The organism is Microbacterium sp. 22179 (assembly GCF_052045715.1).
Taxonomy (GTDB): Bacteria; Actinomycetota; Actinomycetes; order Actinomycetales; family Microbacteriaceae; genus Microbacterium; species Microbacterium galbinum.
Genome location: NZ_JBQEPJ010000005.1, coordinates 72,295 through 97,890, shown reverse-complemented (window position 1 = coordinate 97,890; position 25,596 = coordinate 72,295). Strand labels below are relative to the sequence as shown.

19 protein-coding genes are annotated in these 25,596 nt (G+C 70.0%); 11 read left to right on the top strand and 8 right to left on the bottom strand.

Annotation, left to right across the window (positions count from 1 at the left end; translation table 11 throughout):
* Window positions 1–12: 12 nt before the first annotated feature.
* Window positions 13–276, bottom strand: a complete 264-nt coding sequence (locus ACTJKK_RS12315; RefSeq protein WP_247623511.1) for a glutaredoxin family protein — start codon at window positions 274–276, stop codon at window positions 13–15.
* Window positions 277–357: 81 nt separating this feature from the next.
* Here ACTJKK_RS12315 and ACTJKK_RS12310 point away from each other — a divergent pair, with 81 nt between their 5' ends.
* Window positions 358–750 carry an SIP domain-containing protein gene (locus ACTJKK_RS12310; protein WP_440748205.1) on the top strand — a complete coding sequence of 131 codons (393 nt, stop codon included), beginning with the start codon at window positions 358–360 and terminating at the stop codon, window positions 748–750.
* A gap of 21 nt (window positions 751–771) precedes the next feature.
* Here the strand turns inward: ACTJKK_RS12310 and ACTJKK_RS12305 are convergent, their stop codons facing one another.
* The gene (locus ACTJKK_RS12305; protein ID WP_247623509.1) at window positions 772–1,221 is read right to left on the bottom strand and encodes an adenylyltransferase/cytidyltransferase family protein; all 450 of its coding nucleotides are present in this window, start codon (window positions 1,219–1,221) and stop codon (window positions 772–774) included.
* A 203-nt stretch (window positions 1,222–1,424) separates the two neighbouring features.
* Between ACTJKK_RS12305 and ACTJKK_RS12300 the strand changes: the two genes are divergently transcribed.
* Window positions 1,425–2,591 (top strand): glycosyltransferase, encoded by a 1,167-nt coding sequence (locus tag ACTJKK_RS12300; RefSeq protein ID WP_440748204.1) that lies wholly within the window; start codon window positions 1,425–1,427, stop codon window positions 2,589–2,591.
* Here the strand turns inward: ACTJKK_RS12300 and ACTJKK_RS12295 are convergent.
* The 3 genes from ACTJKK_RS12295 to ACTJKK_RS12285 form a co-directional block, all read right to left on the bottom strand.
* On the bottom strand, window positions 2,545–3,804 hold the full coding sequence (locus tag ACTJKK_RS12295; protein WP_440748203.1) for a hypothetical protein: 1,260 nt from the start codon (window positions 3,802–3,804) through the stop codon (window positions 2,545–2,547). The genes ACTJKK_RS12300 and ACTJKK_RS12295 overlap by 47 nt on opposite strands.
* A gap of 14 nt (window positions 3,805–3,818) precedes the next feature.
* Window positions 3,819–4,466 (bottom strand): DUF4232 domain-containing protein, encoded by a 648-nt coding sequence (locus ACTJKK_RS12290; protein ID WP_440748202.1) that lies wholly within the window; start codon window positions 4,464–4,466, stop codon window positions 3,819–3,821.
* A 66-nt stretch (window positions 4,467–4,532) separates the two neighbouring features.
* Window positions 4,533–5,465 carry a glycosyltransferase family 2 protein gene (locus tag ACTJKK_RS12285; protein ID WP_440748201.1) on the bottom strand — a complete coding sequence of 311 codons (933 nt, stop codon included), beginning with the start codon at window positions 5,463–5,465 and terminating at the stop codon, window positions 4,533–4,535.
* A gap of 118 nt (window positions 5,466–5,583) precedes the next feature.
* On the opposite strand from ACTJKK_RS12285, the gene ACTJKK_RS12280 reads away from it, so the two are divergent.
* From ACTJKK_RS12280 to ACTJKK_RS12260, 5 genes are all read left to right on the top strand, one after another.
* Entirely contained in the window at window positions 5,584–6,306 is a 723-nt protein-coding gene (locus ACTJKK_RS12280; protein ID WP_440748200.1) for a CDP-alcohol phosphatidyltransferase family protein, read from the top strand.
* Window positions 6,299–7,348, top strand: coding sequence for a glycosyl transferase (locus tag ACTJKK_RS12275; protein WP_440748199.1), 1,050 nt, complete (start codon window positions 6,299–6,301; stop codon window positions 7,346–7,348). Before ACTJKK_RS12280 ends, ACTJKK_RS12275 begins: the two co-directional genes overlap by 8 nt.
* Window positions 7,345–8,679: a phenylacetate--CoA ligase family protein gene (locus ACTJKK_RS12270; RefSeq protein WP_440748198.1), complete on the top strand. Its 1,335-nt coding sequence runs from the start codon at window positions 7,345–7,347 to the stop codon at window positions 8,677–8,679. Before ACTJKK_RS12275 ends, ACTJKK_RS12270 begins: the two co-directional genes overlap by 4 nt.
* Before the next feature lie 185 nt (window positions 8,680–8,864).
* Window positions 8,865–11,585, top strand: coding sequence for a right-handed parallel beta-helix repeat-containing protein (locus ACTJKK_RS12265; RefSeq protein ID WP_440748197.1), 2,721 nt, complete (start codon window positions 8,865–8,867; stop codon window positions 11,583–11,585).
* Window positions 11,586–11,682: 97 nt separating this feature from the next.
* Entirely contained in the window at window positions 11,683–12,834 is a 1,152-nt protein-coding gene (locus ACTJKK_RS12260; RefSeq protein ID WP_440748196.1) for a glycosyltransferase, read from the top strand.
* Window positions 12,835–12,881: 47 nt separating this feature from the next.
* Here ACTJKK_RS12260 and ACTJKK_RS12255 read toward each other — a convergent pair whose 3' ends face one another.
* Window positions 12,882–13,538, bottom strand: coding sequence for an arsenate reductase/protein-tyrosine-phosphatase family protein (locus ACTJKK_RS12255; protein ID WP_440748195.1), 657 nt, complete (start codon window positions 13,536–13,538; stop codon window positions 12,882–12,884).
* 128 nt (window positions 13,539–13,666) lie between these two features.
* On the opposite strand from ACTJKK_RS12255, the gene ACTJKK_RS12250 reads away from it, so the two are divergent.
* Together ACTJKK_RS12250 and ACTJKK_RS12245 are read left to right on the top strand one after the other, a co-directional pair.
* Window positions 13,667–15,049: a polysaccharide biosynthesis tyrosine autokinase gene (locus ACTJKK_RS12250; protein ID WP_440748194.1), complete on the top strand. Its 1,383-nt coding sequence runs from the start codon at window positions 13,667–13,669 to the stop codon at window positions 15,047–15,049.
* A gap of 7 nt (window positions 15,050–15,056) precedes the next feature.
* Window positions 15,057–16,391 (top strand): hypothetical protein, encoded by a 1,335-nt coding sequence (locus ACTJKK_RS12245; RefSeq protein WP_440748193.1) that lies wholly within the window; start codon window positions 15,057–15,059, stop codon window positions 16,389–16,391.
* Here the strand turns inward: ACTJKK_RS12245 and ACTJKK_RS12240 are convergent.
* Entirely contained in the window at window positions 16,388–17,575 is a 1,188-nt protein-coding gene (locus ACTJKK_RS12240) for a DUF1972 domain-containing protein (RefSeq protein WP_440748192.1), read from the bottom strand. The two genes, ACTJKK_RS12245 and ACTJKK_RS12240, sit on opposite strands and share 4 nt — an antisense overlap.
* Before the next feature lie 59 nt (window positions 17,576–17,634).
* Here ACTJKK_RS12240 and ACTJKK_RS12235 point away from each other — a divergent pair, with 59 nt between their 5' ends.
* A complete protein-coding gene (locus ACTJKK_RS12235) occupies window positions 17,635–18,648 on the top strand; it encodes a glycosyltransferase family 4 protein (protein WP_440748191.1) in 1,014 nt (337 codons plus the stop codon).
* Window positions 18,649–18,928: 280 nt separating this feature from the next.
* Window positions 18,929–24,271 (top strand): PKD domain-containing protein, encoded by a 5,343-nt coding sequence (locus ACTJKK_RS12230; RefSeq protein ID WP_440748190.1) that lies wholly within the window; start codon window positions 18,929–18,931, stop codon window positions 24,269–24,271.
* A gap of 370 nt (window positions 24,272–24,641) precedes the next feature.
* Here ACTJKK_RS12230 and ACTJKK_RS12225 read toward each other — a convergent pair whose 3' ends face one another.
* On the bottom strand, window positions 24,642–25,595 hold the full coding sequence (locus tag ACTJKK_RS12225) for a glycosyltransferase (protein WP_440748189.1): 954 nt from the start codon (window positions 25,593–25,595) through the stop codon (window positions 24,642–24,644).
* Between the last annotated feature and the right edge of the window lies 1 nt (window position 25,596).

The window sequence follows — 25,596 nt, the reverse complement described above, 5'->3', positions numbered from 1 at the left end:
CCGGGGCGGCGCTCAGATCAGGGAGAGCTCGCGCAGCTTCGCCTCGACGTCGGCGTTCGACGGCTCGACCTGGTGGGAGGAGTCGGGGTACAGGACGACGGGGATGTTCGTGCGGCCGGAGATGTCCTTCGCGACGTCGGCACCGGAGGGGTCGGCGACGAGATCGACGTACGTGTACTCGACGCCGAGGTCGTCGAGCTGCTTCTTGGTGCGGATGCAGTCGCGGCACCAGTCGGCGCCGAACATCGTGATGGTGGATTCAGCAGGAGAAGTCATGACACAAGCGTAGAACGCCCTGGTGGGGAGAGGGCCGAGAGGGGCTTGTCGGTAAGGGTAGCCTTACCTATAATCGAAGCCATGAACCATGCGAGCGAGCACCTGGACGACCCCGACTGGGAGAGCATCGAGGGCGCTGTGCTCGTCGCCGGAGACGCGGCGGACGCCGGGGTGATCGCGGGGATCGCCGCCCGACTGCCGTGGGACGCGACCGGAGTGATCCTGCTCGAAGCGGCCGCGCGCATCCAGATGCGTCACATCGACGTGCCCGACGGGGTGTCGGTGCGCTGGCTCGTGCGCGGCGACGGCATCCGTGCGCACACCAAGGGCGAGCGCCTCGCCAATGCCGTGCACTCGTGGTGCGTCGAGTGGGCGTGCAGCGAGCCGCCGGCGCAGTGGACGGTCTGGCTGGGGCCGCACACGCCACCCCACGTGGCGCGCATGGCCCGCAGCCTGCTCGGCGTCGCGAACTGACTCCGTCGGCGAACCGGCCCGTCAGCGCGCGAGCGCCGGAGCCCCCGCACCCGCGGTGATCGCGTCGAGTGCTCGCCGCAGCGATGAGCTCGAGGTGTGCGCCGTGTACGGGAAGTACACGACCTCGACGCCGACGCGCGCGAACTCGCGCTCGAGCCGCAGCCCCTTCTCGGTGCCGCGCCAGTCGTCGCCCTTGAAGAAGTGCGTGAAGCGCACGTCTTCCCAGGCGTCCAGCTTCGACGGCGTCGTCTCGACGTGCACGTCGTCGACGAACGAGATGTGTCGCACGATCTCCGCGCGCTCCGCCGTCGGGATGACGGGCTCGATGCCCTTCACCTCGCGCAGCATCTCGTCGCTCACGACGCCGGCGATCAGAATGTCGCACTGCTGCTTGGCGTGGCGCAGAAGGTTCAGATGCCCCACGTGGAACAGGTCGAAAGCTCCCGCGGCATAGCCGATACGCGTCCCCATGATCTCCCCAGATCAGTGATTCCCCAGTAGGCGGATCCCCATCCACCTGCGACTCCCACAGCCGCACGGGTCAGTCTAGACCTCCCGCGTGCGAAAGCGCACCCCCGGATGCGGCCGGGCGGCAGGGCGAGGTCAGGTTTCGAGCGCATAGGAACCCGTGGCACGATGAGATGCCGCACCGCGGCGCGCGCAGAGGGGGCGACATGGACACGAAGGTCACGGTCATCGTGCCCACCTTCAACGAACGCGAGAACGTCGCCGAGCTCGTCGCCCGCACCGCCGCCGCGCTGACGGGGTACGACGCCGAGATCCTCTTCGTCGACGACAGCAGCGACGACACCGCCGACGAGGTCGCGCGGGTCGCCGCGGATGCTCCGTTGCCCGTGCGCGTGATCCATCGGGACGAGAACACGGGTGGGCTCGGCGGTGCCGTCGTGGTCGGCCTGGAGGCCGCGGCATCCGATCTCTGCGTCGTCATGGACGGCGACCTGCAGCATCCTCCCGAGCTCCTGCCCGTCCTGCTCGCCCGGCAGGCCGAGGGCGATGCCGACGTCGTCGCCGCCTCGCGCTACATCGGTGGTGGCGACACGAGTGGGCTCGGCACCGCGGTGCGCTTCGGCGTCTCGCGCGCGGCCACCTGGCTGACTCGGGCCATGTTCCCGATCCGCCTCGCCCGCAGTACCGACCCGATGACCGGGTTCTTCCTCGTCGACCGGAGTCGCCTCGACCTCTCGACGCTCCAGCCGCAGGGCTTCAAGATCCTGCTCGAGATCCTCGCGCGCACCGATCTGCGCATCGCCGAGGTGCCGATGGAATTCGCGGAGCGGCGCCACGGCACCTCCAAGGCGAGCCTGCGCCAGGGCGGCACGTTCATCGCGCATCTCGCTCGACTGCGCTTCGGCAAGATGTCGCTGTTCGCCCTGATCGGCGCGGTGGGCGCCGTCGCGAACCTCGCCATCATGTGGCTGCTGACGGCGGCCGGCGTGCCGTACATCTGGGCGGCGATCATCGGGGCGGTCGTCACGATCGTCGGCAACTTCCTGCTGCAGGAGCGATTCGTCTTCGCCGACATGCGCACGAATGCCCGCGGCGTGTGGCAGCGCTTCGCGGCGTCGTTCGCGTTCAACAGCATCGAGGCGGCGCTGCGCATCCCGGTGATGGCGCTGATGGTCGAGACCTGGCACATCTCGAGCGTCCTCGCGACGGGGCTCTCGCTGATCGTCGCGTTCTTCGCGCGGTTCCTGTTCCACTCGCTGGTGGTCTACGCGCCCCGACGCCGGGGGCAGAGCGGCGAGCCGAAACCCGACACCGCCACGCTGCGCATCATCCGTGCGATCGACGAAGAGGCGATGCGTCCGGGCGAGCTCTGACCCCGCTCGCCTCGCGACGAGATGCCAGCCGCGCCACCGGGATCGCCGTGAGCGCGAAGAGCAGTGCCAGGGTGCGCGACGACGTCAGCAGCGGGCTGAAGAACGTGTCCCAGGCGCCGAGCAGCACGAGCCACACCGCGATCCCGGCGGCGGCCTTGACCGAGACGCTGCGCGCGACGGCGTAGATCGCGCACCCGATCAGCGCGACGGCGAAGATCGCCCCGACCGGGCCGAAGCGCAGCCACAGGTCGCCGACCACCGAGTGCACCTCGTACTGGCCGCCGAACATGTATCCCTCGACGTAGCCGTTGTCGGGGTCGTAGTTCAGCTCGCTCATGCCGGTCTTCGCGATCCACACGTCGTGCGAGACGGGGAGCACTCCGCTGCCGAACCCCTGCGGCCGCTCAGCGACGAGCGCGGTCGCCGCTCCGAGTTCGGGGCGTCCGCCGGCGATGAGCGACCCGGAGGTGTCGATCTGCGCCTGGGTGCGCTGTTGGGCGGCGTCGCCGAGCGCCCCCTCCAGGATCAGCGCCTGCAGCAGGCTGAAGGCTGCGAGGCTCAGCACGCCGAGCAGCACGAGAGTCTGCAACGGGCGAGGCCGCCGGGTTCCCGGCGGCATGAACATCTGCCACAGCACGATGACGGCGGCCAGCAGCAGGAACGAAGTCATCGACCGGGAGTCCGACGCCAGGCACACCACGGCCAGCGCCCCGAGCGCGAGCAGGTCGAGCCACCGCCGTCCGGTCGTCGCGGTGAGACCGAGCACGATGATGATCACGGGCACCGCGAGCGAGTACTTCCAGAGGTTCGCCGGGTTGCCGCCCGTGAGCACCACGTTCGCCAGCGCCCCGACGCCGAACGCCACGGCGGTGCCGCCGAGTCCGATCTGCGTGCGCGACCACAGCAGCACTCCGATACCGCCGGCGAGCGAGAGCAGCGTGAAGGTCTGCTCGAGCAGCAGGCTCGTCGACACCGGGCGCATGGTCTCGAACAGCGTGAGCACCCCGCCCCACACGGCGGCGATCGCGGCGAGGGCGAGCAGGAGGCGGGCGAAGCGGAACCTCGCCAGCACGTGCCACCACACCGGCAGCAGCACGACGGCGGCGATCAGCGAGAGGCTCACGCCCGGCCCGAACTGGTACCGGACCGCGGTCGCCGCCGCGGCGGCCGCCGCGACGATCGAGGTGGTCGTGTGCCGCTCGGCGCGCCCCATGCCGGGTGCGCCGATCAGCGCAGGTCTCCGCGGAACACGGCGACCTTGGCGCCGAACAGGTAGTCCACGGTCAGGGTGACGTCGTCGCGGTCGGCCTCGGGCACCGAGAACAGGTAGGTGCCCTCGGCGGAGTCGCCGGGTTCCACCGTGCCCTCGAACGGTGCGCCGCCGGGCTGCGTCAGCGTGCCGGCCGGTGCACGATCCTCGCCGATGTAGGCGTTGACCGCCACGTACTCGAGGTCGAGCGGCTCGTCGCCGGTGTTCGTGATGCGCACGGTCGCGCGGATCGCGGGACCGGAGGTCTCGCCCGCGAGAGTGGCCTGACCGTCGACGGCCTGCAGCGACGACAGCGAGATCTCGATGCCCTCCTCGGTGACGATCGTCTGGTCGGGGGCGACCGGGCTCAGTTCGGCGAAGGGCTCGTCGGTCGCGCCGGCTGCTGGCGTCGGGGTCTGCGTCGGTCGCGGGGCATCGGGATCGACGATGTCGCGCGGAGGAGTGGTGGGAGTGGCGGATGCCGAAGGCTCGCTGCTCGGCGTTCCGGCGAGCAGCGGCGGCACGAAGATCGCGCCCAGGACCGCGAGCGCGATCACCACGACCAATGCCGACAGTGTGATCCACACGCGCCGTCGATTCGGCTGCGTCTCTTCGGTTGCGTCCATCGCAGACCCCCTGCTCCCCGTGTCTCCCCATCCGGCGCCGCAGTGGCGGCGGCCGGTGATGAGAGTTTAGACCGCGGGCCCCCGCTGCGAACCAGCCTGTGCAAGAAGTCGTCGTCCGTCGCGCACACCGCGCCAGGCCGCGCGCAGCGGAGCGATCGGGCGGAGGAACTGGCGGCGTCCCCCGCGCAGCAGCACCTGGCGCGCATTGCTCCAGGCGGTGCGCGACCAGGCCGCGGCATCCGCTGCATCGAGCAGCAGACCCGCGAAGAGCAGCCGGTTGCGGATGTTGTAGTAGTAGTACAGCTCGGACTTCGCCTCCGGCCGCTGGGCGCTCGCGCGATGCGTGCCGCCCTCGTCGTGCACCGCCAGAGCGTCGTCGACGACGAGCAGGCGCGCCCCCGCGCGGGCGGCGCGCACCGAGATGTCGACGTCCTCCCAGTACAGGAAGTACGCGTCGTCGAAGCCGCCCGTGAGGTTCCAGGCCTCGCGAGTGAACCACAGGCAGGCTCCGCTGAGCCAGGGCAGGCGTCGGGCGTCCGGGTGCTCGCGGCGACGACGCGGCCCGCCCATCGATCCGTCGTCGAGGTACACGTCCATACCGGCGAACCACACCCGGCCCGCGGCATCCTCGACGCGCGGCGAGGCGACGCTGGGTCCCTCCGCGGTCGCCGCGGCCAGGGCGGCGACGGAGCGACCGTCGATCCGGGCATCCGGATTCAGGAGCAGGATGTCGGTGACCCCGAGCTCGTCGAACGCCACGGCGGCGCCGGCGTTCACTCCGCCGCCGAACCCCGCGTTGCCGTCCATCGGCACGAGCCGCCACCCGTTCGCGACGCTCAGCGCCTCGACGCGTGCGCGCTCCTCCGGGGTCGAGCGGTTGTCGACGACGACGATTCGCGCGTCCGGCACCGCCGCGGCCGTCGCGGTCAGGTTCTCGGCGAGAAGGTCCGCCGAGGCGTAGTTGACGACGATGATCCCCAGCATCCGTCGTTCGTCCATTCGTGCATCCTCCCCGTCGTCACGAAACCCACGGACCCGTGCGAGGGCACCTGTGGCTATAGTGAAGGCTACATTTGACGCCACCTGGGGAGATGTCGTGTCAGAGATTCGTGGGGCGATGCTGCGTCTGAAACAGGCGCAGAAATCATCGAAGGGCGCGGCGGCATACTCGCGCTACGTGAACCGGCCTTTGGGGCGCCCGCTCGCGGCGACGGCCTACGCGTGGGGGATGACCCCGTCGCAGGTCACCATCGTGAGCGCGCTGTGCACCCTGAGCGGGGTGGCGCTGATCGCGCTGCTCGCGCCGACCGTCTGGTCGTCGGTGCTGGTGGCGGCGCTGCTCGTGCTCGGCTACGCGCTCGACTCGGCCGACGGGCAGCTCGCGCGGCTCACCGGAACGGGCTCGCTCGCGGGAGAGTGGCTCGACCACTTCTTCGATTCGCTCAAGCTCGCGACGATCCATCTCGCCGTGCTCGTGTGCTGGTTCCGGTTCTACGATCTCGACGACCTGTGGCTGCTCGTACCGCTGGCGTTCGCCGCGATCGCGAACACGTTCTTCTTCGGCATCATCGCCGCCGACTTCCTGCGGCGCATCCACCGGCTCCAGTCCCCGGCCGAGACCGAGGAGGCGCCGCGCGAGGCCTGGCGCTCCGGCTCGCTGTACTCGCTCGCGGTGATCCCCAGCGACTACGGATTCCTCTGCCTCGCCTTCGCGCTGCTGTGGTGGCAGCAGGGCTTCGTGGTGATCTACACGGCGCTCGCCGCGATCAATGCGCTGCTCCTGCTGCTCGCCGCACTGCGCTGGTACCGCTCGATCAAGGGCCTGCAGGCCGATGGCTGAGCGCCCGGGACCGGTGCGCGTCATGCAGTCCTTCGGGGCGCCGCGAGTGACGACCAACCCGTACATCACGATGCTCGATCGGGCACTCGCCGACTCCGACGAGGTCGATCACCTCCGCTTCTCCTGGCGTGGCGCGATCCTCGGTCGCTACGACGTCTTCCACTGGCACTGGCCCGAGGTGAAGCTGCACGGCGGGAGCGCCGTGTCGTCGGTGGGCAAGTACGTGCTGACCGCGCTGCTGTCGCTGCGGCATTCGCTCTCCCGACGGATCGCCGTCGTGCGCACCGTGCACAACCTCGAGCTTCCCGACGACAACGCCGCCCGGCTGTGGCTGCTGCGACGCATCGAGCACCAGGCCGATCACCGGATCGTCCTGAACGAGACCACGCTGCTGCCGGAGGGCACCGCGCGCTCGGTCATCCTGCACGGTCACTATCGCGACTGGTACGCGCCGCAGCCCCGCGCCGACCGGGTGCGCGGGCGCCTCGGAACCTTCGGCGGCGTGCGTCGGTACAAGGGCGTCTCGGGATTCGTGGATGCCTACGCCGAGGCCCTCCGAGACGATCGCGAGCTCAGCATGACGATCGGCGGGAAGGCCTCGACGCAGGAGCTGGCCGATGATCTGCGCGCGCAGGTCGAGGGGCTGCCCGGGGTGACGCTGCAGCTCGCGTTCCTCAGCGATGCCGAGCTGGTCGAGCTGGTCACGGCATCCGAGCTGGTCGTGCTCGCCTACCGCTTCATGCACAACTCCGGCAGCGTGCTCGCGGCCCTGTCGCTCGACCGGCCGGTGCTCGTGCCGCGCAACGAGCCGAACGAGGCGCTCGCCGCCGAGGTGGGCGCGGAGTGGGTGCAGATGTACGAGGGCGAGGTCGACGGCCGCGCGCTGCTCGAGGCGCTGCGCGCGGTGCGGCGGATCGAGGCCGAGCGGCCGGATCTCTCGCGCCGGGAATGGGCGGATGCCGGGGCCTCGCACGCGGCCGCCTACCGGGCGGCGCTGCGCAGCCGCTGGCTCGGCGCGAAGCCCCGGGGGGTGGACGCGTGATCCGCGAGGCGGCGTTCCGCCTGAAGACCGCGATCGGCGGACGGTCGAGCCTGGAGGCCTACCGGGCGTTCCTGCAGATGGACGCGCTCGCACCCGAGGAGATCGCCGACATCAGTGCGCGTCGGTCGGCGGAGCACGCGCGGTTCGCCTTCGCGCACAGCCCCTTCTATCGCGACCTCTACTCGTCGCACGGGTTCTCCGACGACGACCTGCGCGACCCCGCATCGTTCTCGTCGCTGCCGATCGTCGACAAGGCCATGCTGCGCGAGAACTTCGACGGCATCCGTACCGATGAGGCCGACCAGCGCACGAGTGTGGTGTCGAAGACGGGCGGCAGCACGGGGCTGCCGCTGCATCTGCTGCGCGATCTGCGCTTCCCGGCGCGGGCGCTCGAGTGGCGGCTGTTCGAGTGGTGGGGCGTGACGCCGTGGGACGACCGCGGCATCGTCACCCGGCACGTGCTCACGGGAGCCGCGCGGCTGCGGCACGATCTCGGGTGGTTGCCCTCGCGGCGCGTGCAGCTCGATGCCTTCCAGATCACGGATGAGGCGGTGACGGAGTTCGCCCGCGAATGGAACCGCGTGAAGCCACGGTTCCTCATCGGCTACGGCGGCGGGGTGCTCGACACCGTGCGCCGCCTGCGGCGTCTGGGCCTGGAGGTGTATCCGCCTCGTGCGATCGCGGTGACCGCGGCTCCGCTCACCCCCGGCACGCGCGCGGAGATCGAGACGGCCTTCGGCGCCCCCTGCTACGACCACTACCGCTCGGCCGAGATCCCCTGGATGGCGGGGGAGTGCCGTCACCAGAGCGGCCTGCACGTGTTCGCGGACGTGCGGCGGATAGAGATCGTCGACGCCGCGGATGCTCCCGTGCCCGACGGCGTCGAGGGCGAGGTCGTCGTCACCGACCTGAGCAACCGGGTGTTCCCGGTGGTGCGCTACCGCCTCGGCGACATCAGCAGCTACCTGCCCGGCGCCTGCGCCTGCGGGCGCGGCCTGCCGAGACTGGGCGCGATCTCCGGCCGGTCGTCGGATGCCGTGCGCCTGCCCGATGGCACGACGATCGCGGGTGCGCTCGGCCACATCTTCGACGATGCGCCGCTGTCGATCCGGCAGTTCGAGATCGTGCAGGAGGCCGATTACGCCGTCACCCTCCGCTGCATCCCGAGCGATGCGCCGGATGCGCAGGCCGGGATCGACGCGGCCGCCGCGAAGCTGCGCTTCGCCACCAGGGGCCTGGTTCCGGTGACGGTGGAGCGGGTCGAGAGCATCCCGCAGGTGGGCGGCAAGATGCGCTTCATCCGCAGCGCAGCGCGGGTCCCTCCGGCCTGATTCCGGCCCGTCGGGCTTCCGATATATTTCAGTTTCGCAACGATCTTCCAGTGGGCGTGTACACTGACCCCTGGCCGCCGCCCTCCGGGTAGGCGGTGCGTACCGATACTGCACACCATCTCGCCCGGAGGGGGCAAGTTGGAGGGGCGCGGTGTACGCGGGCTGAAACCCCTAGGAGAACCCTGTTGCGTCTTCGACGTCACCATCACCGTCCCGATCCCTCCCCTCGTCTGGCGACCACCGGTGCCACCGCTGCGGTCGCAGCCGTGACGCTGCTGCTCGGCCTGGTCGGCGCTCCCGCTTCGGCGGCTGAGACCCCGGCACCCGAGCCGACGACGACCGAGACCCCGGCCCCGTCCCCGGAGCCGCAGCCGAGCGCGAGCGAGGTGCCGGCTCCCGATCCGGCGTCACCCGATCCCGCCCCCGACGATTCCCCGGCCACGGATGCTCCCGCGCCCGAAACCCGCAGCGCGGCGGCAGCGGCACCGACAGTGCTGCTCGCCGACGACTTCGAGCGCACCTCGCCCGCGGGGTGGGGCAGCTCCGACAACGGGCTGGCCTACACCTCGTGGTCGTCGCGTGCGGGTGTCGCGAGCGTCGCCGACGGCGCGGCGACCATCGCGCTGAAGCCCGGCGAATCCGCCTATCTCACCCCTCGCGCCGTCCAGGCGACGGACGTGCGGCTCTCCGCCGACGTGCGCCTGTCGTCGACGGGCGGGCGGGGCTACTACGCTTACACGACCCGCGTGCAGAGCGACGGCGCCTCGTACCGTGTGCGCCTGCTCACCGACGCGAAGGGGCAGGTGCAGCTCTCGGTGCTGCGCACCCAGGGCGGCAAGGACACCGAGCTGAAGTCGGCGTCGGTGCCGTTGAGCATCCTCGGTGATTCCTGGTACACGTTCGACGCGACCGTCACCGGAACGGATGCCGTCAGCTTCGAGGCCCGCCTCACGCCGAAGGGCACCACTCCCGGTGCACCGCAGCTGACTGTCACCGACACCTCATCGAGCAAGATCGGCGGAGCCGGTGGATTCGCGCTGTGGGGCTATGCCTCCAGCAGCGGCGCCTCGGCGTCGGCGCTGCAGATCGATGCCCTCGAGGCGACGGTCGCCACGGGACCGTTGAGCAGCGAGGTCGTGACCGACCCGGAGCCCGAGCCCCAGCCGGAACCGCAGCCGGAGCCCGAACCCCAGCCCGAGCCGGAACCGCAGCCCGAGCCCCAGCCCGAGCCCGAGCCGGAGCCCCAGCCGGAGCCGGAGCCGCAGCCCCAGCCGGGCACCGGTCTCGAGGCCCGCGGTTCCGCCCCGGTCGGCACCGCGTCGTACGCCGTGCCGCAGGGGGCCGTGTTCGTCAATGGTTCGTCGACGTCGCAGACCCAGAACGGCAGCGCGGCGGCGCCGTACCGCAGCGTGCAGAAGGCGGTCGACTCCTCTCCCGCCGGCTCGACGATCGTCGTGCGGGCCGGGGAGTACCACGAGTCCGTCGAGGTGCCTTTCAACAAGACCATGACCATCCAGGCCTACCCGGGCGAGGCGGTCTGGTTCGACGGATCGACCCGGGTGACGTCCTGGACGAAGTCCGGATCGTCGTGGGTGAGCGGCGGATGGACCGCGGAGTTCGACGACGACATGCTCAACGGCAACGCGAGCTGGTTCGTCGACCCGAACTACCCGATGGCCAACCACCCCGACATGCTGTTCATCGACGGGGTGGCGCAGAAGCAGGTGGCCTCGGCATCCCAGGTCACAGCCGGCACTTTCGCGGTCGATTACGCAGCCGACCGACTGATCCTCGGTACCGACCCGAGCGGTAAGCAGGTGCGGGCCAGCGATCTCGGGCAGGCGTTCAACGTGCGCTCCGCGAACTCGCAGCTCAAGGGCCTCGGCGTCCGCCGCTACGCGACCTCGTACGACGTGCTCGGCACCATCCGCATGCACAACGTCGGGGTCACGCTTCGCGATCTGGTCATCGAGGACAACGCCACGATCGGACTCTTCGTGGGCAACGACCGCGCCACGGTCGACAACCTCACGATCCGCCGCAACGGTCTGCTCGGCATGTCGTTGACCACGGCGTACGACTCGACCGTGTCGGACTCGCTCATCACCGACAACAACAACGAGCGCTTCAACGGCTCGCCCGTCGCCGGTGGTATCAAGGTCACGCGCTCCCGCGGGGTCGACATGACCAACGTCGACACGAGCCGCAACGTCGGCAGCGGAACCTGGTTCGACGAGTCCTGCTACGACGTGAACATCGTCGACGTCACGTCGAACGACAACACCGAGATCGGCATCCACGCCGAGCTCTCGTCGAAGGTCACGATCGCCCGCAGCCAGACGTTCGACAACAAGGAGGGCATCCGGATCTTCGATTCGGAGGGCGTGCTCATCACGAACAACGACCTCGGCAACAACTCCCGGCACGACCTCAACCTCATGCAGGACGAGCGACGTCAGGCCACCCACAAGGTCGGGCGCGACCCGCGCGTGACCGGTGCCGACCCGACGGTGACGTGGATCACCCGCAACATCACGATCCGCAACAACGTGTTCGGCGCGGGCGGTCCGCGGGCGATCTTCGCTCACGACACCCAGACCGGGCGGGCCGTCGACACGTGGAACCTCACGATCGACGGGAACCTCTTCAGCAGTTCGAAGGGCGGACCGTCGATGGTCACCTGGGGTGGCTCGGGCAACGTCTACGAGACGTTCTCGACGCCGCTCGCGCTCGCCTCGGCGAAGAACACCGGATGGCGCAACGCGATGACCACCACCGCCGAGCCCTTCTCGGGCATGGCCGACGAGATCGCCGCCAACAGCGGCATCGCGCGTCCGCTCACCGGCGCGGCTGCGACCCTTCTCGGGGTCGGCAGCGGCACCGTGCTGCTGGGCAGCGGCCGCTGACACCCACCCCCACCGAATCCGCCCGCCGCGTCTGTGATGCGGCGGGCGGATGGGTGGTGGGGGCGCGCCGAGCGGCCGTGCCGTGCAGAATGGTCGGGTGACAGCCGACACCCGCCGCCCGCATCTGCTCGTGCACGCCGGCTGGGAACTGTTCGGTTCCGACCGGATGCTCCTCGAGAGCGCACGGGGTCTGCGCGACGCGGGTGAGCGGGTCGTCGTCGCGCTTCCCGCGGCGGGGCCGCTGGTCGGCGAGCTCCAGGCCGCCGGCGTCGAGGTCCTGATCCCGCCGACCTTCGCGTTGCGCAAGTCGGCTCTCCGCCCGCGCAACTGGCTGCGCTCGCTGCGCGATGCCATCCGCGGGTTCGTCGCCGCCGTCGTGATCACCCGTCGCCTGCGACCTCGGACGCTGTACGTGAGCACGATCGTGCTGCCGCTCTGGCCCCTCGTCGGCCGCCTGCTGCGCGTGCCGACCGTGACGCACGTGCACGAGGCCGAGGCATCCGCCGCCCGCATCGTCAACACGGTGCTCTATGCGCCGCACCTCGCCGCGCACCGCATCATCGTGAACAGCGAGTTCACGATGCGCACGGTGGGCTCGGTGATCCCGGCGCTCGGTCGTCGCGCGACGCTCATCCCCAACGGGGTCGACTCCCCGGACTCGGTGCCCGAGCCGCGCGCGGTGATCGATCGCCTGCGCATCGCCTACGTCGGTCGCATCTCCCACCGTAAAGGCCCCGACGTGGCCGTGGAAGCGGTCGCTCTCCTCGGCGACGCCGGGATCGAGGCGGAGCTCGATCTCATCGGGGCCGTCTTCGAGGGCAACGAGGCGTACGACGAGACCCTGCGGCGTCGCACCGACGAGCTGGGCGTCGCGCATCTCGTGCAGCACCACGGCTTCCGGTCCGACGTGTGGCCGGCGCTCGGGGCGGCCGATGTGCTGGTGGTGCCTTCCCGGCAGGACGAGTCCTTCGGCAACACGGCCGTGGAGGGTGTGCTCGCCGGGCGCCCCGTCGTGGCGAGCGAGATCCCCGGACTGCGCGAGGCGGTCGGGGCGTACGGCTCGGCCGCGTTCGTCGCGCCGGGCGATGCCTCGGCGCTGGCGGATGCTCTCGCCCGCGTCGTCGCGGACTGGTCGGCGCTCCGCGTGACGGCGCTCGCCGATCGTGACCGGGCGAAGGAGCGCTTCGCCCCGGAGATGTACCGGGCGACGATCGCGACCTTCCTCAGCGACCTCGCACGGGGTCGCTGAGGAAGGGATCGCTGAGGTCGAGGCGCTGGGGTTCGAGACCGCTGACGTCAGCGCGAACCCGCCGCGGAGTCGAGGAAGGCCGCAGCCTGACGCAGGAACTGCCCGACCTCGGCCGACGTCGAGGTCAGCATCGCGCGGTGCTCGCGCGTCGAGTCGTGGTGCGCGTCGGCGATGTCGAACGGGTTCCGGCGGCGGCGACCGAACAGCGTGCGGTCCGTCTTCGGCGGTGCGGTGAAGCCGCGACGGGCGTGGAGCGCCTCGGCGTATCGGGCCAGGCCCGTGGCGCTCGCGGCATCCGCATCGAATTCGGCGATGATCTCGAACTCACGGGCATCGACGGGCTCGGCCCCGAGGTGGATCGCCTCGCGCAGGGTGAATGCGCGGGAACGGGCCTCGGGCGCGGCGGCGGCGACCGCCGAGCGCTCGGCGCGACTGGCGGTGAGGATCAGATCGGCGGTCCGCAGCGCCTCGGCGTCGATCGCCTCCGAGCGGTGGCCGGCGGCGAGGATCGGCGTCTCGGCATCGCCGGAGGCCTCGGCGATCTCGGCCGAGGTCGCGCACATGCGATTGCCCGCGGTCCCCACGCGGGTACCCGCGCTCGAGATCTGCCACCCGGCCGCATCGCCCTGCGCGCGGAGCACCAGCTCCATCAGCGGCGACCGGCAGATGTTCGCCTCGCAGACGAAGATCAGTCTGTGCGTCACGTGTTCCCCCGTCGTGCCCCGCAGAGATCTCTGCGGTCCGATCCTCCAACATAGGTGATAATGGTCGCGGGGAAGGCACCGTGCGAGACACTGAGGCACGTCGAGGTGCCGAGGGGATACGGGGACACATGACACTGCAGGACTATTTCCAGTCGCTCAGGAGCCACTGGATCGTGATCGTCGTGCTGATGGTGCTCGGCGCGGGCTCCGCATACGGGTACTCGCAGTTCATCGACCCCGAGTACCGGGCCGAGTCGCAGGTGATCGTGATCCCGACCCGGGGCGAGAACACCAGCGAGCTGGTGCAGGGCTCGAACTACGTGCAGAGCCTGGTGCAGACCTACACGCTCCTCGTGAAGTCGCCGACCGTGCTCGACCCGGTGATCGATGACCTCGGGCTCGACGAGACCGCCAACCGTCTGGCACGACGGGTCGATGTCAACGTGCCCCTGAACACCGTCGTCATCGAGATCGGGGTGACGGATGCCAGTGGTGAGAGCGCGGCCGAGACCGCGAACGCGATCGCCCAGGAGCTCGCGACCGCCGTGGCGGGCGTCTCTCCGGTCAGCGCCGACGGCGAGCCCGCCGTGCGCGTCGACACGATCTCCGCCGCGCGTACTCCGACGGTTCCGATCTCCCCGAACACCCGCCTGAACGTGATGGTGGGTGCCGTCGCCGGAATCGCGCTCGGTGTCGTCTTCGCGCTGCTCCGACGGCTTCTGGCCACCCGCATCACGACCGCGCGCACGCTGAGCGACGCCACGGAGGTCGCCCTCCTCGGCGAGATCCCCGAAGCATCCGACACCCACACGATCGCCCGCATCATCCGCTCGCAGCCCGACGGCCGCGTCGCCGAGGCGATGCGGCAGGTCGCCGCGAGCCTCAAGTTCGTCGACGTCGACAAGAACCGTCGCGTCATCCTCGTCACCTCGTGCTCGGCGCAGGAGGGCAAGTCATCGGTGAGCCTCGGACTCGCCCTGACCCTCGCCGAGGGAGGGCGCTCGGTGCTGTTCATCGAGGCCGACCTGCGCCGCCCGAGCACCGCCCGCTACACCCAGCTCGAGGGCTCGATCGGCCTGACCACCGTGCTGATCGGCGACGTGGAGCTCGCCGACGCCGTGCAGCAGTGGGGTCGACCGGGACTCGACATCCTCACCGCCGGAGCGCAGCCCCCGAACCCGGGCCAGCTGCTGTCGAGCGGCGGACTGCATCGCATCGTCGACGAGGCGCGCGATTCCTACGACTACGTCATCATCGACACCGCGCCCGTGCTGTCGGTCAGCGACGCGCTGTGGCTGTCGACGATGGCCGACGGCACCCTGTTCGTCGTGCGCTCGAACCGCACCAAGGCCGCCGATCTCACGCGCGCCCTGGGTTCGCTCGAGTCGACCAGGACCCCGGTGCTCGGAATCGTGCTGAACGGTGTGCGCGGCGCGGCGAAGAGCCCGTACTACACCGACGAGCCGAGACGGGGCGTCCGCCCGCGCCTCGCCGCCCGCGCCCCGCGCTGACACCGCCATGAACTCGCTCCTGGCCCTCGGCGCTCGCGCGCTGACGATGGTCGTCTCGCTGGTCTGCGGGGTCATCACGACCCGCATGATCCTCGGCGAGACCGACATCCAGCACTACGCGCTGTACTCGCTGCTCATCACGATCCCGTCGCTGCTCACGTTCACCGACCTCGGCAGCGGCGCGGTTCTCGTGAACGCCGTCGCGACCAGTGACGACATCCGCACCGATCGCCGGCTCCGACTGCAGGTCACCTCGGTCGGCCGCATCCTGCTGATGTTCGCGACCGGGCTCATGCTCATCAACACCGTGCTGCTCGTCACGGGCGGATGGCGCGCCCTGTTCGGCGACGCCGGTGCGATCCCGGGGGCGGCGCTCGCCGCCTTCCTGTGCATCACGCTGTTCAGCCTGTCGATCACCCTGGGCGTGTGGTTCCGCATCCTGCTCGGGCAGCGGCGCAACCACCTGGTGATCCTGGTGCAGGGCCTCATCTCGCCGGTCACCCTCGGTGGTGTCTGGCTGATGCTCCACCTCGGCGGGCGTGATTTCGATTCGTATCTCGCGATCGCCTCGTACGGCGCCTCGCTGCTGTCGGCGATCATCGGCTTCCTGTTGGTGACGCGGTCGACGCGGCCGCTGATCCCGGATGCTCTGCGGATGCTGTTCCGCTGGCGCAGCATCCCCGGGGTGCGGGTCATGGACGTCGGCTGGCCGATGCTCGCGCAGATGATCACCTACCCGATCGCCGTCGGGTCGCAGCGTTACGTGCTCGCCCAGTTCGGCACGCCGACCGACGTGGCCGAGTACGGCGTCACGGGTCAGGTGTTCTTCGCTCTCAACGGCCTGGTGATGGCCGCGGGCGTCGCGCTGTGGCCGCAGTTCGCCCGTCTGCGGCACAGGGGTGAGCTGAAGCGCGGACCATATCTGCTCTCGCTGCTCTTCGCCGGGGCGGTCGCCGCCGCCACCGCGTTCGTCTGGCTGATCGCACCGTGGCTGTTCGAGTTCATCACTCAGGGCGAACTCGACGTGCGCAGCTCGACGATCCTCGCCTTCGGCGCGATGATCATGCTCACTGCGGCCGTGTATCCGCTCGGGATGTTCATCATGGACAAACCCGGCATCCGCTTCCAGGTCATCCCGACCCTGGCGATGGCCGCGGTCAGCATCGTGCTCTCGCTCGTTCTGACGCCGGTGCTCGGCATCGTCGGACCGCTGCTCGGCGTGAGCTTCGCGCTGATCGTCTGCCAGGTGATCCCGTACGCGATCTACATCCACCGCCACCGGGATCGACTCCTGAAGAGCGAGCCCGAATCCGCGGCCGAAGCCGCCGTCGATCCGGTCTAGCCGGGCCACTCCGTCTCTGCGCGATGCGCACGGCGCGCGAGGGGATGGATGCTGTCGCCGGCCGCCAGGCGCCGGGCGAGGTCTTCATAGGTTGCGGCGACGTCGTCCCACGAGAACGCATCGGCCGCGCGACGCCGGACGGCAGCGGATGCCGCGGCGACGGCTCCGGCATCCGATTCCGCCGCGTCGACCGCAGCCGCGACATCCGCCGGCGTGCGGAAGTACCAGCCCTGCTCGTCGAGCACCTCGCGGTTGAAGACCACGTCGAACGCGATCACGGCCGTGCCGGCGCCCATCGCGCGCAGCAGGGAAGGGTTCGTGCCGCCGACCGAATGGCCGTGCAGGTACGTCGAGGCGTGGTGGTAGAGCGCGTCGAGGAGGCCTTGGTCGTAGACGGCGCCGAGCAGGCGGATGCGCGGATCTGCGGCGGCGATCCGGTCGATCGCGGCCGTGTACTCGGCGGCGTAGGGCGCGGAGCCGACCACGACGAGCGGTTTCGTGGCCTGCGACATCGCATAGCCCTCGACGATCTCGCGCACGTGGTTCTCGGGCTCGAAACGGGCGACCACCAGGTGGTAGCCCCCGGGCTCGAGACCGAGTTCGCGGATGCCGTCGGACGGAGCGTCGTCGAGCAGGGGGGCGCCGTAGCGGATCAGCTCGCTCGCGACGCCGAACTGGTGGTCGTAGTAGTCGGCGATGCCGGGGGCGTCGGCGATGATCGCGTCGGCCTGACGCACCCCGAACGACTCGGCGGCGCGGTAGTACGCCTTGCCGCGCGGGCCCCATTTCGAGCGTCGCCACTCCAGCCCGTCCATGTGGAGGGCGACGGGAATGCGACGGGCGCGCAACAGCGGGAGGAAGGGCGAGTTCGCGGCGTTGAACACGAACGCGGCATCCGGTCGGGCCTTGGTGACGGCGTGCACCGTCGACAGGGCCGTGTGGCTGAGGGTCTCGAGCGCCTTCTGACGCACCGCCGGCAGGGTCACGCGGCGCATGCCGAGGTGCACGTCTCCCGCTGTGCCGGCGTCGCGCCCGTAGACCAGCACCCGATGCCCGCGTTCGACGAGGCGCCGTCCGACTTCTTCGACGGCGGTCTCGAATCCGCCGTAGGCGGCGGGGATGCCGCGCGTGCCGATGAGGGCGATGCGCAGGGACGTCGACGACGGAGCGGAGGCGGTCTGCATCGCATCAGTATGCCCGAGGCGGCCGACAACGCCGGAAGACCGCGGGCTATCCTGGGGCGGTGTCCACGCCGCCGCACGAACGCCGCCCACTGATCTGGGGATTCCCTGCCGAGCAGTCGGTGACGCGCTGGGAGCGCCGGCACTCCGCCGGCGAGGTGCCGAGCGTGTGGCCCTACGGGCTCGACGGTCTGTGCGAGTACGCGCCGGTCGCGGTGCTCGACCTCCCGGCCCCCGGACGCCTCTCGCGCCTGCGGTCGCGCGTGGGGATCGGACCCCGACCACGCGCCCAGACGGCGTTCACGTGGGACGAGAACGCGGCGTTCCGCATGCAGGTCGCGAGCCCCTACGAGCGGTTCGCCTCCGGAGTGATCTGGCTGACCGACATGATCGAGCGCGGAGCCGACACCGGTCGTCTCGTCGAGGTGCTCCGCGGCGCCGAGACGCTGTGGGTGCTCAGCGAGGCGCAGGTCGAGCCCCTGCGCGCCCTCTTCGGAAGCGCGGGGCCACGGATCGTCGCGGTGCCGTTCGGGGTCGACGCCGAGTTCTTCTCGCCCCGCCCGTCTCCCGATCGCCCGCGCATCGTGAGCGTCGGCAACGACCGCGACCGGGATCCGCAGACGCTGTTCCGCGCGCTGGCGCGCGTGCACGAGCAGCGCCCGGACGTCGAGCTCATCGTGCAGTCGTCGGCGTCGACGGATGCTCCGGCCGGTGTCGAGGTCGTGCAGCGGATGAGTCATGGCGAGCTGCACGAGCTCTATGCGACGGCGTCCGTCATCGCCACCGCGACCCGGCCCAATCTGCACGTCTCGGGCATGACGGTGACGCTCGAGGCCTTCGCGACCGGTCGGCCGGTCGTGAACACCGACACCCCCGGAATGTCGCAGTACGTCACGGAGGGGCGCACCGGCCATCTCGTGCCGCTCGGCGACGACGAGGCCCTCGCGCAACGGTTGATCGGCCTGATCGACGATCCGCAGCGCGCGGCGGAGATGGGGCTGGCGGGGCGTCGCGACGTCGAGGAGCGCTTCACGACGCAGGAGATGTGCGCTCACCTCGCGCAGATCCTCATCTGACGCGGGGGTGATCTTTTCCAGTCCGAGACACCTGATCCGGGGTGTCGCGGAACCGTCGAGAAACTTCTTCTGGTATCCGGCGCGGTTGTGCGCTATCGTTGCCGCGGATGCGTCTATGGGGGACGCGGGGGAATCCACTTCTTTTGCCGATCACTCGGCAGCCGCCTGGGGAGGCGCTATGCGAGTCCGTCGACTCGACGCGATCGAAAACGATCACGATTCGAATTCACGTCCATTCCGTCGTATCGCATTGGGGATCGTCACCGTTCTGGTGACAGCGATGCTCGGTGCCACACTGACGGCTCCTGCCGCGCAGGCCGATACGGTTCCGACCGATCCGGCGCTGCCGACGACCATGAGCGCCGATCCGCTGCCGACCGTGCAGATCAACGGCATCGTGTGGGCTCAGGCCGTCGCGGGCAACAAGGTCTTCGCCGGTGGCCAGTTCACCAGTGCGCGCCCGGCCGGCGCGGCCGCCGGCACGAACGAGACGGCGCGGTCGAACCTGCTGGCGTACAACCTCGCCACGGGTGTGCTCGACACGTCGTTCAACCCGAACGTGAACGGTCGCATCCTCGCGGCCGCCGTCTCGCCCGACGGCTCCCGCCTCTACATCGGCGGCGGTTTCACGGCCGTCGACGGGCAGAACCGCTACCGTCTCGCAGCCTTCAACACCGCGACCGGTCAGCTCATCTCGACCTGGACCCCCGGGACGAACACGATCGTGCAGGGCATCGTCGCCACCGACACGACCGTCTACGTCACGGGTGAGTTCACCAACATCAACAACGTCGCCCGCACCGGTGTCGCCGCGCTGAGCGCGTCGACCGGTGCCGTGCTCGACTTCAACCCGCAACTCGCGGGCGGCTACGGCGTGCGCGCCGTGGTGGTGTCGCCCGACAAGTCGAAGGTCGTCATCGGTGGTTCCTTCACCTCGACCAACGGCTCGACCAACCCCGGGCGCGGCATGGCCGCCCTCGACGCGGTCACCGGCCAGAGCCTGCCGTGGGCGATCAACAGCGTGATCCGCAACGCCGGCACCGGCGCATCGATCTACGCGCTCGCCTCCGACGGCGACAGCGTGTACGGCAGCGGCTACGACTTCGGCGGCTCCAAGACCGAGGACGACTTCGAGGGCGCATTCCGTGCGAACTGGAGCGACGGATCGATGGCGTGGATGGAGGACTGCCACGGCGATACGTACTCGATCTTCCCGACCGGGGGCGTGCTCTACACGGCGTCCCACACCCACTACTGCGGCAACATCGGTGAGTTCCCGCAGCTCGACCCGTGGAACTTCAACCACTCGCTGGCGTTCGACAAGAACCCGTCGAACCGCACCATCACGCCCGACCCCTACGGATACCGCAGCTTCACCGGCAACCCTGCCGCGAAGCTGCTGCACTGGTACCCGAAGTGGCAGCCGGGCTCGGTCTCGGGCATGGACCAAGCCGGATGGTCGGTCACGGGTGCCGGCGAGTACCTGATCTACGGCGGAGAGTTCACGGCCGTCGGCGGCGTCGCCCAGCAGGGCCTCGTGCGTTTCGCGAAGCCGTCGACCGCGCCGAACAAGGTCGGCCCGACCATCCAGGGCGGGGCCTACCAGATCAGCACGCAGTCCTTCCGTGCCGGTCAGGTGCGCATCGCGTGGTCGGCCAACCACGATGCCGACAACGCGAAGCTGACCTACGAGGTCTTCCGCCGCGACATCGCGCAGCCGATCTACACGACCACGGCCGAGTCGACGTACTGGGTGCGTCCGCGCCTGACCTACTCCGACAACGCGGTCACCGCGGGTCAGACGTACCAGTACCGCGTGAAGGTCACCGATCCGAACGGCAACTCGACGACGTCCGACTGGACCTCGGCGACCGTGGCCGCGACCGGCACCGAGAACGCCTACAACATCGCCGTGCTCGACTCGCAGCCGAAGTACTACTGGCCGCTGAACGAGGCGTCCGGCACCTCGGGCATCGACTGGATGGCGGGCAACGACGTCACCCTCGCCGGCGGGACCACCCGCGGGCAGGCCGGCCAGGTCGTCGGAGCGGCGTCCTCGTCGACGGCGTTCAACGGCTCGAACGGCACGGGTGCATCCTCGGTGTCGGAGGTCGGACCCAACACCTTCTCGGTGGAGGCCTGGTTCCAGACCACCAGCACGAGTGGCGGCAAGATCGTCGGCTTCGGTAACAACGCCACCGGCAACTCCGGCAGCTACGACCGGCACATCTACCTCAACAACACCGGCCAGGTGTCGTTCGGCGTCTACCCGGGCACCACCCGGGCGGTCACGAGCAGCGCCGGTTTCAACGACGGGCAGTGGCACCACGTGGTCGGCACGATGAGCTCGTCCGGCATGGTGCTGTACCTCGACGGCAAGCGCGTCGGTTCGCGTTCCGACACCACGACCGGTCAGAGCTACTCCGGCTACTGGCGGATCGGCGGCGACTCGCTGGGCAGCTGGCCCTCGGCCGGCAGCTCGGGGTACCTGAACGGTCGGATCGCCGACGTGGCGGTCTACAACACCGCGATCACCCGCGACGTCGTCGATGCCCACTGGGTGGCCTCCGGTCGCACGTCGGCTCTGCCGGCAGCGCCGGCGGATGCCTACGGCAAGGCGGTCTACGACCTCGACCCGACCCTCTACTGGCGTCTGGGCGAGACCACGGGAACCGTGGCAGCCGACTCCGGCCGCGACGGCAGCACCGGCAGCTACAAGACGAGCGGCAACGCCTCCATCCAGCGCGGTGAGACCGGAGCCCTCGCGGGAGTGACCAACAAGTCGATCCGGTTCACGTCCTCGCGCCTCGGCAGCACCTGGAACAACCGTCAGAACGTGATCAGCGATCGTCAGTACGCGGCATCCGACATCTACTCCATCGAGACCTGGTTCAAGACGACCACGACCGGCGGCGGCAAGATCGTCGGTTTCGGCAACAGCAACTCGAACAACGCCAACGCAAGCTCGAACTACGACCGACACATCTATATGGACACGGTGGGCCGTTTGAAGTTCGGCACCTACAACGGGGGGACGAACATCCTCACCGCGCCGAGCACCTACCGCGACAACCAGTGGCACTACGTCGTGGCGCAGCAGTCTCCGAGTGGCATGCAGTTGTACGTCGACGGTGAGCTGGTCGCGTCGAACTCGGTGTCCAACGCCGAGGACTACGCCGGATACTGGCGGGTCGGCGGTGACTCGACCTGGGAAGGCGACCCGTTCTGGGTGGGCTCGGTCGACGAAGTGGCGATCTACTCCGCGCCGCTGTCCGCGAGCCAGATCCTGCAGCACTACCAGCTGGGCAAGACCGGGCAGGGCAACGAACTCCCGGTCGCGCAGTTCACGACCACGCCGACCGACCTGTCGGTGGCCTTCGACGCCTCGAGCTCAAGCGATGTCGAAGGGCCGATCACCGACTACAGCTGGAACTTCGGTGACGGCGAGACCGGCAGCGGAGTCGCGCCGACCCACGCCTACACGACCGCCGGCACGTACACCGTCACGCTGACGGTGCGCGACAGCGGGTCGTTGACCTCCTCGGTCAGCCACGACGTGGTCGTGCGCAACCCGAACGCGCTGCCGACATCGGCGTTCACCGCGAGTGCCGAGTTCCTGGCGCTGTCGGTCGACGGTTCGGCCAGCGCCGACCCGGACGGCACCATCGCGAGCTACGCGTGGAACTTCGGAGACGGAGCATCCGCGACGGGCGCGACGGCGGCGCACACCTTCGGCGCGAGCGGCACCTACGCGGTCTCGCTCACGGTCACGGACGATCGCGGCGGCTCGGCGACGAGCACGCAGCAGATCGTGGTCGAGGCGGCGAACGTGCCGCCCAAGGCCGTGGCCAACGTCGTGCGCGGTGCGGACGGCATGACCGTCTCGGCCGACGGCAGCGGGTCGACGGACACCGACGGCACGATCACGGCCTACGCCTGGAACTTCGGTGACAACGCGACCGCGACCGGAGCGACGGCCAGCCACACCTACACGACCGCCGGCACGTATACCGTGACCCTGACGGTCACCGACAACCGCGGTGCGACGCACCAGGCGACCTCGTCGGTCGTCGTGGCTCCGGCCTCGACCGAAGACGTGATCGCCCGCGACGCCTTCGCACGGTCGGCGAGCGCCTCGTGGGGCAGCGCCGACGTCGGAGGCGCCTGGACGACCACCGGCGGGGCCGCGGCCTTCTCGGTCGCGGACGGCGTGGGCAAGATGGCTCTGGCAGCCGGGCAGACCCGAGAGGCGCGCCTCGCCGGAGTCAGCTCGACGAACACCATCACCTCGTTGACGATCTCGTCGAGCAACGCGACCTCGGGCGGCGCCTTCAACCTCACGGTCAACGGCCGTCAGGTCGGGAGCGACGTCTACTCGGGCCGCATCAAGGTCGAGTCGACCGGAGTGATCCGCCTCTACCTGCTGCGCAACGAGACGGCGATCGGCAACAGCGTGGTGCTGCCCGGCAACTACGTCGCGGGTGAGAGCCTGTCGGCCGTGCTGTCGGTGCGGGGAACCTCGCCGACCAACCTGTCGCTCAAGGTGTGGCGCACGGGAACGACCGAGCCGACCGCGCCGCAGCTCCAGGCGACCGATACCACGGCCGCGCTGCAGCAGGCGGGATCCGTGGGGCTGAAGATGGCCGTCAGTTCCGTCTCGACCGTGTCGACCGTGATCAGCATCGACGACTACAAGGTGGTCACCGGTGCGGTCGTCGCACCGCCGAACCAGGCGCCGGTCGCCGCGTTCGTGTCCTCGACGACGGGCCTCACGGCCAACGTCAACGCGAACGGTTCGAGCGACTCCGACGGCACGATCGCGTCGTACGCCTGGAACTTCGGAGACGGAGCGACGGGCACCGGCGTCACGACGTCGCACCCTTACGCCGCGGCCGGCACCTACACGGTGACGCTCACGGTGACCGACGACGACGGAGCGACGCACACGGTTACGGCCCCCGTGACCGTGACCGCGCCGCCCGTCGACCCGCCGGCGGGACCGACGCCGCTCGCGACCGACGAGTTCAACCGCACGCTCACCGGAGGGTGGGGAACGTCGGATCTCGGCGGAGCCTGGGCCACGTCGGGCGGTAACGCCGCCTTCGGCGTCGCCGCCGGTCAGGGAACGGTGACTCTGGCACCCTCGCAGACCCGTGAGGCCCGTCTGGGCGTCTCGGCGACGAACATCGTGCTCGACACGCTGTTCTCGTCCGACGTCGCGTCGACCGGCGGCACGGCGAGCGTTACGGTGCTCGGACGCACGGTCGGAACCTCGAACTACTCGGCCCGCGTGCGGTTCGAGCCGGCCGGGGTCATCCGCCTCTACATCCTGCGCGACGAGACCGCGATCGGGAACAGCTACGTGCTGCCGACCGCGTACACGCCCGGGCAGGTACTGCACACCAAGCTGTCGGTCACGGGCACGAACCCGACGACGATCGCCGCGAAGATCTGGGTCGAGGGGCAGCCCGAGCCCACCGCGTGGCAGCTGCAGGGCACCGACACGACGGCGGCTCTGCAGGCGGCCGGCGGCGTCGGGATCAAGACATCGATCAGCTCGGCGTCGACCAACCCGGCGACCAAGCTGTCGTTCGATCGCATTGCCGTGGTGGTTCCGCAGTAGGCACGGTGCGGGGAAGGCCAGGCCAGGCGCTCGCCCTCCCCGCATCTGGGCGATCCGGGAGTGCCCGATACGCTCCCGTCGCTGGAAGGCCCGGCATCCTCACGGATGCCGGGCCCTTTCCGTGCGCACGGACCTCCGCGAGGGGTCATGACACGCCGCAAGCGGGCCGACCCGCAGGGCGTGTCTTGACCTCTCGCCCGGGGGCGGGGGCTCGAGGACCTCCGCGAGGGGTCACAACACGCCGCCCCCGAGGAGCTCGGCAGGGCGTGTCTTGACCCCTCGTGACTGCACACGCCTGCACCTGTGACCAGAGATGGCCACCGACGACCAACGACGGCCGCACGGGCAGCGCTGCGCGCCGCGCGGACGGCTACGCCGGAGCGGTGTTCGGCTTCGGGGGCCGCGCGTACTCGGGCGTCACGTGCCCGATGGCGCCGAGAATGCGACCCTGCGCGAACCAGGTGCGTCGCGTCAGCACGGCATGGGCCGCGACGTCTCCCCGTAGACGCGCGAGCGCGCCGCGAGCCGAGAACACGATCAGGCGGGCGACGCCGCCGAGCAGATGCACACCGCGCAGGAGAATCCGCCGCGGCGTCGACGATGTGCGCGTGAGCAGGCGCGTGCGCATCTGCCCCTGCGAGATGGTCCGGCGTCGCACGAACTCTCGCGTCGTCCGGGCTGCGGGAACCTCGTCGCGCACGACGGAGTCGGCGGAGGCGATGATCGACCCGCCCGCCGCGAGGATCGCTCGCCCGAACAGCATGTCCTCGCCGCCGGCCAAGCCGAGGTTCGTGTCGAAGGAGACACCGAGCTGCCGCACCTGGGCGGCATCGATCAGCACGTTCCCGGTGGCGAGCGCGTCGAGGTGCTGCCCGGTGATGCGTCGGCGGCGTCGCATGAATCCACCGGCGACGATCCACGGGTCCGTGCCCTCGGGCCACACGTACTCGACGTAGCCCATCACCACCGCGGGATGCTCCGCCGCCCAGACGCGCAGGAGGGCATCGAGCCAGCCCGGTTGCGGGACGACATCGTCGTCGACCATGGCGACGAGCTCACCGGGGCGGGCGGCGTCGAGCGCAGCCTGACGAGCCGCCGCGATCCCGGGAGTGGGCTCCGAGACGTAGTCGACGCCGAGGCCGGCGGCGACCGCGGATGCCGATCGCTCCGGGTCGTTGTCGACGAGCGCGATCCGCATCCGGGTGCCCGCGGCTCCCGTGGCGTCTCGGATCGCGGCGACCAGCGGTGGCAGCAGCTCGGTGCGTCGGAAGGTCGTCACGGCGACAAGGACGGCAGGGCCCTCGTCGGGCGTGGCGGCGCTCATG

Excerpts from the sequence above, each read along its gene's own strand:
- ACTJKK_RS12305 (WP_247623509.1), bottom strand. The coding sequence starts at position 1,221 with ATGGGGACGCGTATCGGCTATGCCGCGGGAGCTTTCGACCTGTTCCAC.
- ACTJKK_RS12315 (WP_247623511.1), bottom strand. The coding sequence starts at position 276 with ATGACTTCTCCTGCTGAATCCACCATCACGATGTTCGGCGCCGACTGG.
- ACTJKK_RS12245 (WP_440748193.1), top strand. The coding sequence starts at position 15,057 with ATGAACTCGCTCCTGGCCCTCGGCGCTCGCGCGCTGACGATGGTCGTC.
- ACTJKK_RS12295 (WP_440748203.1), bottom strand. The coding sequence starts at position 3,804 with ATGGGGCGCGCCGAGCGGCACACGACCACCTCGATCGTCGCGGCGGCC.
- ACTJKK_RS12310 (WP_440748205.1), top strand. The coding sequence starts at position 358 with ATGAACCATGCGAGCGAGCACCTGGACGACCCCGACTGGGAGAGCATC.
- ACTJKK_RS12290 (WP_440748202.1), bottom strand. The coding sequence starts at position 4,466 with ATGGACGCAACCGAAGAGACGCAGCCGAATCGACGGCGCGTGTGGATC.
- ACTJKK_RS12230 (WP_440748190.1), top strand. The coding sequence starts at position 18,929 with ATGCTCGGTGCCACACTGACGGCTCCTGCCGCGCAGGCCGATACGGTT.
- ACTJKK_RS12280 (WP_440748200.1), top strand. The coding sequence starts at position 5,584 with ATGCTGCGTCTGAAACAGGCGCAGAAATCATCGAAGGGCGCGGCGGCA.
- ACTJKK_RS12250 (WP_440748194.1), top strand. The coding sequence starts at position 13,667 with ATGACACTGCAGGACTATTTCCAGTCGCTCAGGAGCCACTGGATCGTG.
- ACTJKK_RS12275 (WP_440748199.1), top strand. The coding sequence starts at position 6,299 with ATGGCTGAGCGCCCGGGACCGGTGCGCGTCATGCAGTCCTTCGGGGCG.
- ACTJKK_RS12285 (WP_440748201.1), bottom strand. The coding sequence starts at position 5,465 with ATGGACGAACGACGGATGCTGGGGATCATCGTCGTCAACTACGCCTCG.
- ACTJKK_RS12225 (WP_440748189.1), bottom strand. The coding sequence starts at position 25,595 with ATGAGCGCCGCCACGCCCGACGAGGGCCCTGCCGTCCTTGTCGCCGTG.
- ACTJKK_RS12240 (WP_440748192.1), bottom strand. The coding sequence starts at position 17,575 with ATGCAGACCGCCTCCGCTCCGTCGTCGACGTCCCTGCGCATCGCCCTC.
- ACTJKK_RS12300 (WP_440748204.1), top strand. The coding sequence starts at position 1,425 with ATGGACACGAAGGTCACGGTCATCGTGCCCACCTTCAACGAACGCGAG.